Source organism: Cecembia lonarensis LW9, from assembly GCF_000298295.1.
Taxonomy (GTDB): domain Bacteria; phylum Bacteroidota; class Bacteroidia; order Cytophagales; family Cyclobacteriaceae; genus Cecembia; species Cecembia lonarensis.
In genome coordinates, this window is sequence record NZ_AMGM01000024.1 from 1 (window position 1) to 14,906 (window position 14,906).

12 protein-coding genes are annotated in these 14,906 nt (G+C 40.7%); 8 read left to right on the plus strand and 4 right to left on the minus strand.

The features are described from left to right. Positions 1-135: 135 nt before the first annotated feature. The 4 genes from B879_RS09175 to polA form a co-directional block, all read right to left on the minus strand. Complete coding sequence (locus tag B879_RS09175; RefSeq protein ID WP_009184892.1) at positions 136-2,349, minus strand: DUF5916 domain-containing protein; 2,214 nt, start codon at positions 2,347-2,349, stop codon at positions 136-138. Between the two features lie 113 nt (positions 2,350-2,462). After that, on the minus strand, positions 2,463-2,885 hold the full coding sequence (locus tag B879_RS09180; RefSeq protein ID WP_009184893.1) for a secondary thiamine-phosphate synthase enzyme YjbQ: 423 nt from the start codon (positions 2,883-2,885) through the stop codon (positions 2,463-2,465). Further along, positions 2,886-4,265 (minus strand): DNA repair protein RadA, encoded by a 1,380-nt coding sequence (gene radA, locus B879_RS09185; RefSeq protein WP_009184894.1) that lies wholly within the window; start codon positions 4,263-4,265, stop codon positions 2,886-2,888. It abuts the gene before it with no gap. 19 nt (positions 4,266-4,284) lie between these two features. Beyond that, positions 4,285-7,098, minus strand: coding sequence for a DNA polymerase I (gene polA / locus B879_RS09190; RefSeq protein ID WP_009184895.1), 2,814 nt, complete (start codon positions 7,096-7,098; stop codon positions 4,285-4,287). Positions 7,099-7,330: 232 nt separating this feature from the next. On the opposite strand from polA, the gene B879_RS09195 reads away from it, so the two are divergent. The 8 genes from B879_RS09195 (at position 7,331) to B879_RS09230 (ending at position 14,547) form a co-directional block, all read left to right on the plus strand. Then, positions 7,331-7,633, plus strand: a complete 303-nt coding sequence (locus B879_RS09195) for a hypothetical protein (protein ID WP_009184896.1) — start codon at positions 7,331-7,333, stop codon at positions 7,631-7,633. 146 nt (positions 7,634-7,779) lie between these two features. Further along, on the plus strand, positions 7,780-8,349 hold the full coding sequence (locus tag B879_RS09200; protein ID WP_009184897.1) for a non-canonical purine NTP diphosphatase: 570 nt from the start codon (positions 7,780-7,782) through the stop codon (positions 8,347-8,349). A gap of 18 nt (positions 8,350-8,367) precedes the next feature. Further along, positions 8,368-8,985: a uridine kinase gene (gene udk / locus B879_RS09205; RefSeq protein WP_009184898.1), complete on the plus strand. Its 618-nt coding sequence runs from the start codon at positions 8,368-8,370 to the stop codon at positions 8,983-8,985. 97 nt (positions 8,986-9,082) lie between these two features. Then, positions 9,083-9,445 (plus strand): hypothetical protein, encoded by a 363-nt coding sequence (locus B879_RS09210; RefSeq protein WP_009184899.1) that lies wholly within the window; start codon positions 9,083-9,085, stop codon positions 9,443-9,445. Between the two features lie 87 nt (positions 9,446-9,532). Then, positions 9,533-12,487: a protein translocase subunit SecDF gene (gene secDF, locus B879_RS09215; RefSeq protein WP_009184900.1), complete on the plus strand. Its 2,955-nt coding sequence runs from the start codon at positions 9,533-9,535 to the stop codon at positions 12,485-12,487. Positions 12,488-12,624: 137 nt separating this feature from the next. Then, entirely contained in the window at positions 12,625-13,299 is a 675-nt protein-coding gene (locus B879_RS09220) for a hypothetical protein (protein WP_009184901.1), read from the plus strand. A 99-nt stretch (positions 13,300-13,398) separates the two neighbouring features. Further along, positions 13,399-14,079 (plus strand): hypothetical protein, encoded by a 681-nt coding sequence (locus B879_RS09225; RefSeq protein ID WP_157231577.1) that lies wholly within the window; start codon positions 13,399-13,401, stop codon positions 14,077-14,079. A gap of 57 nt (positions 14,080-14,136) precedes the next feature. Then, positions 14,137-14,547 (plus strand): hypothetical protein, encoded by a 411-nt coding sequence (locus tag B879_RS09230; RefSeq protein WP_009184903.1) that lies wholly within the window; start codon positions 14,137-14,139, stop codon positions 14,545-14,547. Positions 14,548-14,906: the final 359 nt, after the last annotated feature.

Sequence of the window (14,906 nt, forward strand, 5' to 3'; positions counted from 1 at the left end):
AGTTTTTTTCTTTTCAAAGTGGATCAGGGTATGGGACAGGCATTCCTAAATGGTACATCGTTGTATTTCCTATGTTGCTATTTGCCCCGGTCATCTACTTTTTTATTGAATTTGCCCAAAATCAGTTGGATTAACTTAAATGTTAAACCAATAATTCAACTTCATGATCAATGCTCGTTGTTTAGGGGCGAAATTACTGGGGAAATAGTTGTCTGTATATACCAAGAAAAAGTCTGATACCGGTGCATAACGCCATTGTACCCTGGTATTGATATTGATATTGTCAATTTGATTGTTGTATTGAAAGAAAGTAGTCCAGAACAGGTCTTTGGTAAATGTCAGATCAATTCTAGGCCCAATCAAAAAAAGATCAGCAGAATTCTGCGGTTCGGGCAGCCTTATATTGTTATAGCTGAAGTTCATGGAAATATTGGCCAAATAGCCCAATCTCCAGTTCATGGCACCTTGTAAGGTTTTGATATCACCGGTAAAATATTCTCCGAATTCTCCACGCAGGGTGAAAAACATGGCTTGTCTGGGGTTTCCTATATACCTGAAACCTATAAAAGTATTCCTATAATCAGTCCCCGCGGCCAACTGTTCCCCCCTGGTTCTTGTCGGATCAAATGGAGCGAAGAGATAAGTATACCTGTTGTTGAAGGTCAGTGCGAATCTGGACAGTGATTGGAACTGAATCTCATACAATAGCGTATGAAGTTCATCCGTGACGCCCAGTCTTTCATTCCACAAAATTTCTGACTCAAATCCAGGACCATGTCTATTGATCAAATTCGACTGTGGGAAAAACTGATAGGCAAATCCTCCTGCCACTCTTTTGTAATCATTCCTTGGGGTAAATCCTACTTGGGGATTAAAATTTTCCCCTATATCTGAGAAAGACAGGCTTGCTGCAATGTGCAGGTCGTTATAGTTTAATTGCCCATGTAAGGCCCCACTGTTTTCAGGATTGTCAGCTTCAAAAGTGCGGTGATAGAAAAATTTTCCAGTCCACCGGTTGTCCTCTGAGGCAAGGTTATAGTCTATTCCTGCCAGTCGGTTGAAATCGGTCGGATCGAATAAGGAGAATTCCTGACCGAGATCAAGAGTTTCTCTGTTGATAAATATCATACCCACATTAGAGCGAGAAAAGACCTTCTTTTGTAGTGCTGCTACAGAAAAATTCCTTCCAGAAATTCCTCTTTCTTCATCATTGGCCGTTTGCATGTTCATTAGGCCAATTCGCCAATCTTCACCGATTTTTCCACTTAATCTACCACCAAAGAGTATCTGATTTTGCACATTTTGACCCGTGTTTTCATCCCTGTCCACACCGATCCTCCTTGAAAAGAATGGTCTTACATTTCTGGTACCAAAATCCGCAAATAGGTCTGCATTTTCCAGAAAAAACTGCCGTCTTTCCGGGAAAAATATTTCAAATCGGTCCAGGTTGGTTACTTGCTCATCTACCTCTACCTGAGAAAAATCAGGGTTAAAGGTCAGGTCCAGGTTCAAAGCAGGGCCTATCCCAACTTTAGCATCTCCCCCAAAGGCAGGCCGCATGGGGTTGGAGGTTCCTTCCAAAAAGTTTTTATCTGTTGCTACTGCCGCGTATGGGATCAAAGAAACATTTGCACTCTCTTTTTTTAGAGGTTCGGTGAAAATAAGTTTCCTTGAAAATGCCAAAGAAATTACTGAGAAGTTTCTGGGAATAGGGGTCCAAGTACTCCTTTCATTGTACTCTGAATCAATTCTGTAGAAGTTGACATTCCAGTTCATGGCATTGTCATTGTAACGCAGGGTAGAAAATGGGATGGCTGCCTCAACAATCCAGTGGTCTTCGTAAATTTTTGCTTCAGAAAACCACTTATTATCCCAAGCCAAATTTAGGTCTGATGACTGCATACCTCCATTGGCAATAAGAGATTCCCTTTGTACTCCATAAGGATTTACCCCAAACTGGAATGCATTGGTATTATCGTTGAAAGTATCTATTACAAAGCTTATTCCATCGTTTTGCTCACCACGATAATCCCTTCTTAAAGAAGTGCTGACATAACGGTCTCTTGGGCCTAAATTGTACATTATTGCAGCGATGTACAGGAATTTGTCATCGTAGACAATTCGGACTTTACTTTGCGCTTTGGCGAGGGAAGTGTCTGATGGAAAAAATTGGTAGAAGTCAGTGGCCCATTCATCCGAGTCCCAGACTTCTTCATCCAATACACCGTCCAAGGTAATTTGTGCCTCAATTTTATCTGCGATGAGTGGGGGATATTTATATCTTGTCTCTTCTTGACAAAAAGCAAATAGGGAAGAAAAGAAAAAGGTAAGGGTAAGCAAAAACCTCATATACTGGACGAATTAAGCAGCCAATTTTAGCATATATGTCAAGAGATTCACCCTCTTTTATATTAAAGGCAAAATTTTCATGTTATCATCCGGTAATTAAAAATTTAATTTTTTCAGGTGCCCATTGCACTTAATATTAATTTTCTTGATCCACCATAATTCCGAAACTCACAAAGGTAAACTCCTTGCCAGGTTCCTAATAACAGTCGGCCATTTTGTATGGGAACTTGTAAAGAACTCCCGAAAAAACTGCTTTTAATATGGGCAGGCATGTCATCTGAACCTTCATAATCATGGATAAATTTTCTATAACTCTCGGGTATCAGGTCATTGATAAAAGTTTCAAAATCTTTCCTGACTGTTGGGTCCGCATTTTCATTAATGGTTAACCCAGCCGAGGTATGTTGAATGAAGACATGTAATATGCCTGTCTGTATCTCTTTTAATTCCGGGAATTCTTGGATGAGTAAATCAGTGATCAAGTGAAAGCCCCTAGGGAAAGAGGGGAGGGATATGGTTTTTTGAAAACTTTTCATTTATCCAGCAAATATGACTTGATACATGTCCTCCAATTTACTCAAGGGTAATACCTTGATTTTATACTTTTTTGTATCCAGCCCCTTGACGGCGTATTTTGAAACCATGATGCGCTTAAAACCCAATTTTTCTGCTTCTGCAATACGGTTTTCGATACGGTGTACCGCCCTTATTTCCCCTCCTAAGCCAATTTCTCCAGCAAAGCATAAATCCTCCGGCACAGGGCTGTCCTCATAGGAAGAAATCAGAGAGGCGCAGACGGCCAAATCCAGGGCAGGATCATCTACCCGCATGCCACCGGCCACATTGAGGAATACGTCCTGTTGTCCCAAACGCATCCCACCCCTTTTTTCCAAAACGGCCAAAAGCATATTCAATCTTTTGGCGTCAAAACCCGTGGAGCTCCGCTGAGGCGTTCCATAAGTGGCAGGACTGACCAAGGATTGGATTTCAATCAATAGTGGTCTATTACCTTCCAACATGGCCCCTATAGCCACGCCGTTCAGCAGTTCTTCCCGCTGTGTGAGAAGAATCTCTGAGGGATTGGCCACTTGCCTCAGACCATCTGCCCGCATTTCATAAATCCCCAATTCATTGGTGGATCCAAAACGGTTTTTGGAAGTCCTTAAAATCCTGTAAGATAGATGCCGGTCTCCCTCAAATTGCAATACGGTATCCACCATGTGCTCCAAAACTTTTGGTCCGGCAATGGCTCCATCCTTGGTAATATGGCCAATCAAAAAAACGGGAGTACCGGTTTCCTTGGCAAAGCGCATCAACTCACCCGTACATTCCCGTACTTGGGAAACAGAACCCGCAGCTGATTCCACATACTTGCTGTGCAAGGTTTGAATGGAATCAATGACCAATATGTCAGGTTGTAGTTTATTGACTTCTTCAAAAATATGCTGTGTGTTGGTTTCAGAAAGCACATAGCAGTTTTCCGAAACAAAATGCATGCGCTCCGCCCGCATCTTGATCTGGGATTCACTTTCCTCACCGGAGACATAAAGCACTTTTAGCTTGGAAAGCATCAGCGCAATCTGCAGCATGAGCGTGGATTTTCCAATACCTGGTTCGCCCCCTATCAATACCAATGCGCCTGGAACAATACCTCCACCCAAGACCCTGTCCAATTCCTGGTCCTGGGTAATGATTCTTGGCTGTTCCTCAAAATTGATTTCCTGGAGTTTTTTAGGCTGACTTGCCTTTTTGATTCCGGTATTCGCCTGTTTCCAATTGCCCCTGCCTGCCTCTTCTTTTTGGATGACTTCTTCCACATAGGTGTTCCAGGCACCACAGGAAGGACATTTCCCAATCCATTTGGGGCTTTGTGCACCACATTCCTGACAGAAAAAGGATGTTTTAATCTTTGCCATAAGGTTTACTTCTTCTCCCTTAATGCGCCTCTAACCAGTTTTCACCGGTTCCTGTTTCCGCTACTATAGGCACTTCCAACTTTACTGCAGCTGACATCAGCTTGGGAATTTCTTTTTGTAACAATTCCAATTCATCCTTGTGTGCATCAAAAACCAGTTCGTCATGTACCTGTAGGATCATTTTGGATTTCAGTTTTTCTTTTTTCATCCACTGGTGTACATTTATCATGGCCACTTTGATCATATCTGCTGCCGAACCCTGAATCGGGGCGTTGATGGCATTCCGCTCTGCAAATCCCCGCATGGTCATGTTCCGACTATTGATATCCCGGAGGTACCTTCTTCTTCCTAATAAAGTCTCTACATATTCGTTTTTCTTGGCCTTTTCTATGCAATCGTCCATATAGGCTTTGACAGCTGGAAATTCTTTGAAATAGGCATCGATGATTTCTTTGGCTTCCGTTCTGGAGATGTTTAACCTTTGGGAAAGCCCAAAAGCTGAAATCCCATAGATAATTCCAAAGTTAGCCGTTTTGGCCTTTCTCCTCATATCAGAGGTGACTTCCTCCAAGGGAACCTGGAAAATCTTGGCCGCGGTGGCAGCATGGATATCCCTGCCATTTTTAAATGCCTCGAGCATGGATTCATCTTTAGAAAACTCCGCCATAATCCGCAGCTCTATCTGAGAATAATCCACTGCCAATAAAATATGGTCTTTGTCTCTTGGAACAAAGGCTTTTCTGATTTCCCTGCCCCTGTCGGTACGGATGGGGATGTTTTGCAAGTTGGGGTTGATGGAAGATAGCCTTCCGGTGGCTGCAACAAATTGGTTGTAAGTGGTATGCACCCTACCTGTCTTGGGATTGATCATGGTAGGTAATGCGTCCACGTAGGTGGATTTGAGTTTGACCATTTGCCTGTAATCCAAGATGGCCTGGGCGATCTCATGCTCTCCGGCCAGCTTGCTGAGTACTTCCTCCCCTGTGGCATACTGACCTGTCTTGGTTTTTTTGGCTTTGGGATCCAGTTTTAATTTAAGGAATAAGACATCTCCCAGTTGTTTGGGCGAGGCGAGGTTGAACTTTACCCCGGCCAGTTCATATACCTGCTTTTCTATGGCTTTGCTTTCTTCCTCCAAAATAGAGGAGAGTTCTGCCAAGCTTTCTGTGTCGATCCTTACGCCCTCAAATTCCATATCTGCCAGTACTTCTATGAGTGGATTCTCCACCTCATGAAGCAATTTTTCCAGGCCATTGGATTTAATAATAGGATCAAATTTTTGTTTGAGTTTTAAAGTAACATCTGCATCCTCAGCAGCATAGGCGACCACTTCATCTACATCCACATCCCGCATATTGCCCTGGTTTTTTCCTTTTTTCCCAATCAAGGATTCGATGGATACCGGTTTGTAATTCAGGTATTGCTGGGCCAGCCAATCCATAGAATGCTTGCCTTCCGGTTCAATCAGGTAATGCGCCAACATGGTATCGTAGAACTTGCCTTTCACTTTTAAGCCATAGTTCATTAATACCAGCATGTCGTATTTCACGTTTTGGCCTATTTTGGTAATGGCTTCATTTTCAAAAACGGGGCGGAATAATTCCAATAGGGCTTTGGCTTCTTTCTGGTCAGCAGGGAAGGGCACATAAAAGGCCTCTCCTGGAACATAGGCAAAAGACAAACCAACGAGTTCTGCTTCATTGGGGTTTAATGAGGTGGTCTCTGTATCAAAACAGAACTCTTCCTGTAATTCTAAATAGCCAATCAATTCCTTGATGGCATCTTCTCCCGCAATTTTATGGTAATCATGCGCTGTGGTCAGAATGCTGTCATGCAAAACGGGTGCAGGGATAGGTGATTCAACAACTTCTTCCTCTTCAGTTACTGTTTCATCAATACCGGTGAAAAGTCCCAGTTGCTCGGAAACTTTGACCTGAGGCTTTTTCATTTTTTCACCAAAAACCCTTTGGGTGAGTGTTCGGAATTCAAGTTCTGCAAAAAGGGCTTTCAATTTCTCTTCATCCGGACCGTTATACCTTAGTGCTTCCTCGTCAAAATCTACGGGGACATCAATATTAATGGTAGCCAATTCTTTGGATATCAAGCCTTGCTGTGCAAAGTTTTCCACATTTTCTTTTTGCTTACCTTTTAATTTGTCTGTGTTCTGAAGTAATTCTTCTACTGACCCATATTCCTTCAATAACTTTACGGCTGTTTTTTCCCCTATCCCGGGAATTCCCGGGATATTGTCTACGGCATCTCCCATCAAGCCAAGGATGTCCCTCACCTGGTCCACATGTTCGATGTCCCATTTGGCGCAGACTTCCTTTGGCCCCATAATTTCTACCCCATTGCCCATAAAAGCGGGTTTATAAAGGAAAATATGGTCCTCTACCAGTTGTCCATAATCCTTATCCGGTGTCATCATGTAGACTTCAAAGCTGGTGCGCTCTGCTTTTTTGGCAATGGTGCCGATGATATCATCTGCCTCAAAGCCATCCATTTCCAATACGGGTATATTAAATGCCTGTACGATCTGTTTGACCCATGGGGTCCCAACCTCAATATCTTCCGGTTGTTCCTGCCGATTGGCTTTATAAGCTTCAAATTGGGTATGCCTGAAAGTCGGTGCTTTGGTATCAAAAGCTACTGCAATATGGGTAGGTTTCTGTTTTTCCAACACCTCCAACAAGGTATTGGTGAATCCCATCATGATGCCTGTGTTGAGGCCTTTAGAGTTAATTCTAGGGTTTTTACTGAATGCAAAATGAGCTCTGTAGATCAAGGCCATAGCATCCAGTAAAAAAAGCTTTTTATCTCCTTTGGAAGACATATAATAATGAATAAGTGTAAAACCAGTTAAATGAACGTCAATCCTGACAAAAAGCTAAATTACAAATTATAATGGAAAGGCATTCCAAAATCCGTTTTGTACTATAACAAATACCAATCAGGCCTCGTAGAAGCAAAAACTTTAAACGGCCCGATTCTTGTTTTGATTAGTTGGTCTGGTCATTTTTGCCAGAACTGTTTAATGATTATGTTCCATTTAAATTTAATAACTTATGAAAAAGCTATTTTATCTTTTATCCATGCTCTTTTTGTTTTTGGCAGTTTCTCCGATGGCCATGGCAAAAAAGGATAACCCAGAATTGACAGAAGAAGAGAAAAGCAGGTTAGTGGAAATTGAAATGCGGGTGGATGAAATCAAGGCCATGGACTTTTCTACGATGGAAAAGGCTGAAAAAAAAGCCGTAAGAAGTGAATTGAAAGAAATAAAGAAAGAAGCCAAGGATTTAGGCGGTGGAGTATATTTATCCGTTGGTGCCATCATTATCATCCTGTTGATTTTAATTTTGCTGACTTAAAATTAAGAAATCATATCAAAAAAATCCTCTGGGAAACTGGAGGATTTTTTATGTCGATACGGGAATGTTTTAGAACATACGTTTAACCCATATTGCGTAAGTTTGTGCACCATTACATGCCAAATTTTAAAACCACCTTTGAGCTCATGAAAATTTGTTTTGCCACCAATAACCCCAAGAAAATAGAAGAAGTAAAGGCTGCTTTAGGACCAGCATATACCATCGTAGCTTTGGCTGAAATAGGTTGTGTGGAGGAATTGCCTGAAACAGGTGATACCCTCGACCATAATGCTTTCCAAAAAGCAAGGTATGTTTATGAAAATTATGGGGTGGATTGCTTTGCTGATGATACAGGACTAGAGGTAGAGGCCTTGGATGGGGCTCCAGGAGTATATTCGGGAAGGTATGCAGGTGAGCCAAGGTCTGATGAAAGAAATATCAATAAGTTACTGAAAGAAATGGAGGGCAAGACTAACCGAAAGGCAAGGTTCAGGACGGTGATTGCGCTGATTCAGGATGGGATGGAGCATGCCTTTGAAGGGATTGCTGAAGGTGAAATTTTAGAAGAAATGTCAGGAACAGGAGGTTTCGGTTATGATCCTGTTTTTAGGCCTTTGGGTTATCAAAAGACTTTTGCCGAACTGAGTTTAAAAGAAAAAAATCAGATCAGCCACAGAGGAAAGGCTGTACAGGCCTTGGTGGACTTTCTAAAATAATCTTTAATTTTGTCCCCCATGAAGAAACCTTTCATCGTTGGGATAACGGGCGGTAGCGCCTCTGGGAAAACACTTTTCTTAGATAAATTACTGCATACTTTTGAACCTGGACAAGTTTGTCTGATATCCCAGGACAATTATTATAAAGCAAGACACCTACAGCCCATCGATGACAAGGGGGTGCATAATTTTGATACACCCAACTCCATTGATTTTGAACAATATGCAGAAGATATCCGCAAAATAGGCAATGGCGAAACCGTTTACAGGCAAGAATACACCTTTAATAATCCCAACAAAAAACCCAAAATGCTGGAATTTGCTCCGGCCCCAGTCGTGGTGGTTGAAGGAATTTTCGTGTTGTACTATCCGGAGTTGGCCAATCTTCTCGATCTTAAGGTTTTCATTGACGCCAAGGAATATATCAAGCTTAAAAGAAGGATTGTCCGCGATAAGGTTGAAAGAGGTTATGATTTGGATGATGTACTTTATCGCTATGAAATGCATGTGATGCCCACCTATGAAAAATATATAGAGCCCTTTAAGCATGATGCGGACCTGATTATTCCGAATAACCGGAATTTTGATAGGGCTTTGGATGTGATTCGGACGTATTTAAGGGTTAGGACAGAATAATTATCTGATTACAAAGGGCTTGTGCTGTGTTTAGCCTTTTGCAGTTTTTTTGAAGAGATACTGGAGTAATGTATAATTCTTCCTATATTTGCCACCCATGAAATCAAATGGCAGACATAACAACAATTGGAAACAACGGGCCACACTGGCTTTAGTAATGTTTTTCTGTGTGTTGATTTCAAGTGCAGAGTACCTTACCCTTTTGCAACAGGAAGTTGAGCATCAAAAGGAAATCAAGGAATTACCTGAAAGTCAAACAGAAACTGAAACTTTTTTCAATATTGCCGTAGATGCGGTAGTTCCTTTTGTTACAGTTTTGGGACAGCAGGTTTTCCACCTTATTTATGAAACTTTTAAATTTGAAAAGCCTGAAACAGGATTTCAAAACATTAGCTTTCCAAGTACCTTACCCTTTTGGGAGATTCTCTTGGAGCGGATCATTTCGACCAACGCTCCCTAAGTCTGTTTTTTTACTCCATTTGCTTTTGGCTTTTATTGCCAGTGATGATTCATTCTATTCAATTAAAATCAATTAAACTTAAATATCATGCGTAACAAAGGTGTCGTAGTGTTTCTGACGGTAATCATTACAGCATTGTGTCTGTATTACCTTTCATTTACACTTGTATCAAACAAAGTTGAGGGCCAAGCCACGGCCTTTGCCACTGATGAGGTGGGCAATGTGGATTTTGACATGAAACAAAGGTACCTGGATTCTATTTACAGGGAGCCGGTGTATAATTTTCTTGGTGCAAAATTCACTTACAAAGAAATCAAAGAAACGGAGTTAGGGCTAGGTCTTGACCTTCAAGGTGGTATGCACGTAACCTTAGAAGTGTCTCCAGTGGAAATAGTAAGAGGACTTTCAGGAAACAGCAAGGATGCTGCTTTCAACACAGCCTTGGATCAGGCCACGGAAGCTGCCAAAACTACCAATGAAAAGTTTGTCAACCTTTTCTATTCTGCCTGGCAACAAAGTGCTTCCGGTAGAAAGTTAAGCGAGATATTTGCTACAGCAGCCAATAGAGGTAGAATCTCTTTAGAAACTTCTGATGCGGATATTCTCAAAATCATTGACACTGAAGTAGAAAATGCCATTGACCGATCTTTCAATATCTTGAGAACCAGGGTTGATAGATTTGGTACTTCTCAGCCAAATATCCAAAGAATCCAGGGTACAGGTAGGATTCAGATTGAACTTCCTGGTGTAAGTAATGCTGAAAGGGTTAGAAACCTATTGCAGGGGGTTGCTAAGCTTCAGTTTTGGGAAGTGGCCGAACTGAATGAGTTTTTTGCTGAATTGGAGGATGTCAACCGTCTATTGGTAGAAGAGGCAAGGGCTGCAAAGGGTCAGCCTGCTGAAGCTACAGAGGAAGGTGAAGTGGATGAAGCCACTGATTTGGAAAGACAGCTGGCTGAAGGTACTTTGGATGATGTTTCAACTGAAATCTCCCCTTTATTTTCACTAACTAAAGGTCAGGGCCTGATTTATGAAATCAGGGATACAGTTGCCATTAATAGAATTATGGCCAGAGAAGATGTGAGGTCTCTTTTGCCAAGAAATGTGAAATTCCTATGGTCTGTGAAGCCTCAGGTGGTGGACAATATGGAATTATTGGAATTGTTTGCCATACGATTTAATAGAGCAAGCGATCAGGCTCCGTTGGAAGGTGATGTGATTACTGATGCCAGACAAACCTTGGACCAAACTTCCAGACCTGCGGTAAGCATGCAGATGAATGCAGAAGGTGCCAGAAAGTGGAGAAAACTTACTTCTGAGAATATTGGAAGAAGGATTGCAGTGGTGTTGGATGATTTTGTGTACACCGCTCCTGTGGTACAAAGTGAGATCCCTTCCGGACAATCTGAAATCACCGGTAACTTTAGCATTGAAGAAGCCAAGGATTTGGCCAATATCCTGAAGTCAGGATCCTTGCCAGCACCAACCAAAATCGTGGAAGAGGCCATCATTGGACCAACTCTTGGTAAAGAAGCCCAAAGACAAGGTATCATTTCCATGTTGGCCGGTTTGATTTTGGTGGTTATGTTTATGATCGCTTATTATTCAGAAGGTGGATTTGTAGCCATTTCAGCATTGGTGTTCAACATTTTCTTCATATTAGGTATTCTTGCTCAGCTTGGTGCGGCTTTGACATTGCCGGGTATTGCAGGTATTGTGTTGACCATAGGTATGTCCATTGATGCCAACGTGCTGATATTTGAACGGATAAAGGAGGAGCTCAGGAACGGTTCAGGCCTGATGGCAGCCATCAGTGAAGGGTATAACAAAGCTTTCTCTGCCATTCTAGACTCCAATGTGACCACTTTCCTTACCGGTGCCATATTGTACGCTTTGGGTCAAGGACCTGTGAAAGGCTTCGCTATTGTATTGATGATTGGTATCGCTTCTTCTTTCTTCTCTGCGGTATTCATTACCAGAGTAATTGTAACCTGGATGACCAAGAAGGGAGACAGAAGTAAAATTTCCTTTGCTACACCTTTCGCAAAGAATGTAATGGGTCAATTGAATATTGACTTCTTAAGTAAGAGGAAAGTTGCTTATTTGATCTCAACCGGGATCATTATTGTAGGCTTGGCCATAGCTGCAGTGAATGGTTTGAAATTTGGTGTAGACTTTACAGGAGGTAGATCCTATATCGTTCAATTTGCTCAGCCGGTTACGGCAACCGATCTAAAAGTTGGTCTGGATGGCGAGTTTGATGGCTCAGTTGAAGTGAAAACTTACGGTGCCAACAATGTTATGAAAGTAACCACTTCTTATCTGATCAATGAAGATGATGATGCGTCCAATGCCGAGGTGGAAAGAAGGGTGATAGAAGGCATTGCTTCTGTGACAGGTCTGAGCTTTAGTACAGATGTAACCAACCTTTCTGATACAGAATTTGCCATCACTGGGTCCTCCAAAGTTGGTGCTACGGTAGCTGATGATATCAAGAAGTCATCCGCTGAAGCGATGTTCTTTGCTTTGGTTGCGATTTTCTTGTACATCTTGTTGAGGTTCCGTAAGTGGCAGTTTTCTTTGGGATCTATCATCGCCTTGGTGCACGATGTGTTCTTTGTAATTGCGGCATTCTCGATCGCTTCAGCCTTGGGTGCTACCTTTGAAATTGACCAGGTATTCATCGCAGCGGTATTGACCGTAGTTGGTTATTCCATTAACGATACTGTGATTGTATTTGACCGTATACGGGAAAACATCGAAAACCGTGGCACTTCCAAATTGGTGAAGATGTTTAATGATGCCATCAATCAGACCATGGCCAGAACTTTGATTACTTCTGCTACTACACTAATTGTGGTCTTGGTACTATTGATTTTCGGCGGTGAGGTATTGAGAGGCTTCTCTTTTGCCTTGTTGATTGGTGTCTTGGTCGGTACCTATTCATCTATCTATATTGCTACTCCTGTAGTTGTAGATTTAATGAAGAGAGAACTGGCAGCTGAGGCAGCTCAGGAAGCAACTGGTAAAAAGGCCGTTTAATCAATAATTTCATATAGAATTTAAAGCTTGGTGTGCTTTTCAGTGGAAAAAGTTCAAGCTTATAACCAAAAACTCCCTGTACAGGGATTTTTTGGTTTTTTTATACTACCTACCTTTGTAAAGCTTATTCAATATTAATGTTTGGTAGTTTTTATCTTTTTGTCATTGCTGTTGGTTTTCTGTTTTCTCTTTTTCCTTTGAGGAAAAGTAAAGGGTTAGAATCCACTGCCCAAAATGTGATCATAGGCATTTTGTTTCTTGCTTTGCTGATGGAATTAGCTGGGGCATTTACAGCCGCAAGGGGGATTAATAATTCCCTCTTGTACAATATAGGTTGGGTATATGCTGAATCTTTATTGCTTATTTTCTATCTGAGTCTTCTTGAAGTCAATCAGAAATTCAGAAGAAAAATTGTTTGGATATGTTTGGGCATAGTATGCTGGGGCTTGGTCAATGCTTTGTTTTTTCAATCTATTGACACCGTTTTTCAATATTTCACCTTCCTACCTTTTGCCTTATTGATTGTTTTTTTGGTGTTAAGGTTTCTGATCCATTTGATACAGATGAAAACTTATGCAGACAGGGATTTGATTCAATTGCCCCATTTTTGGATTTCTTGGGCCATATTGCTGTTTTATTTTGAAGCCATATTGTTGTTTGGGACTTATCAGTTCCATCCGGTTTTTGTCCTGGATCATGTACATTTATTATTCACCATCAATCAGTTGGTAGCAGGCTTGATGTATCTGGTGTTTGGTTTGGCTTTTATGTTGCCCTGGCTTTACAGGAGGAGCTTTACTATTATTGAATAACCTTATTTCAGGTTAGAAAACCTTTTACCCAGCCAAATAATATCTTTTGTTTGCCAGGTATTTTTAGTGTAAAATTATCTGCATCAAAAGATAAATACTTTGAACTTGGGATTAGCCTGGACATTTTACAATTACATCCTTTTCTTGTCATTCGTAATTGGGGTATTCCCTTTTTTTACTTTGCAAGAAAATAAAAAAGAACATAGGGTTTTGTTTACTGTGATTTTTTTGGGCATGCTCACCGAAGCTATTGGAAGGTATTATGGGGCTAGGGGAATATATAATTCCTGGATATTTAACTTTGGCTTTTTATACTTGGAAACCATTGTGATTTGGTATTATTTCTTGACCGTATTCCGGAAGGGGCATTATCAAAAGATATTCATTGTGGGAATTGTGTTATTTTCTATTTGGTTTATTTTCAACTCCTTCTTTTTACAGGGTTTTTGGGAAACTTTTCAAAGCTATACTGTCATTATTTCATCCCTGTCGATCATCTTATGCTGCCTTTGGTTTTTTTATGCCATTTTAGTTAAGAATTGGTTGAATGGCAAAAGCTTGCTTTGGATTCCGTCTTTTTGGGTGGTCTGCTTTTTGTTTTTCTTTTATACTGCCTCTTTTATGTATTTTGCTTCTTTCGGTTATTTGATTGGTTTGGATAGGAATTTGATATTTATATTAGGCTCTATACTAAGAACCTTAAGTGGCTTGATGTATTTGGTCATGGGTTTGGCTTATCTTTTACCTTATTTCCAAAAAAAGTTTTTCTTAGCCCCTTAAAAGCATTAAATTAGGAATTATAATTCTTTGATATTATAAACTTTTAAAATGTAAGCCATGAATCGAGATGATTTAAAAAAATTTGTAAAGCCTTATCGTGAAACTATTCAGGTTGGAGAACCAGGTCGAGATGAGCAAGGAAGGGCCATTAAAGAGCAGTCCCAATGGGTATTTTTTGATAGGGCAACCATTGAAAAACTATTAAGAATGACAGATGCCAATAAGGGGGGTATAAAAGTTTATTTTGGGCAATATGATAGGGAAAATCTTTATTTAGTTCCACAGGACAGAAGGGATAGAGAGCAATACATCGGAAAAATTTCAGTGGCCCTCTCTGCAGCCAATGAAGAGCAAAATGGTATTTTTGATGTCTTTTTGAACTCAGAGGGTCAAAGAAGTGATGCTAATTCCATTGAAAATGGAGGTATGCTTTGCCCTCCTTATTGTGAGCCTCCTATAAATACTTAATTTATTTCCATGTGGTCGTGGTATTTCATTTTAGTTTCCATTGCGGCGCTCGGAAGTATGACACTACTTTTCTTTGATTTGGGCCCGTTCAAAAAATTACATCGTATCATCCTATTGATTCTGATCCTTGTAGCTATTGTGGAAAACCTTGGCTTCTATTTGGCAACTAATGGTAAGCCAAATTTAGTTTACTATAATGCCATCTTTGTATATACATTGCCCATTTTATATTTATATTTTTTCAAAGAAATATTCCAACAGGGAAGTGTGAAAAATGCATTTATAATGTTAGGCGTTTTATTTTTGTTATTTGGGACCGTCAAATCTCTTTTTTTTACTTCTATTCTAGAGTTTCATCA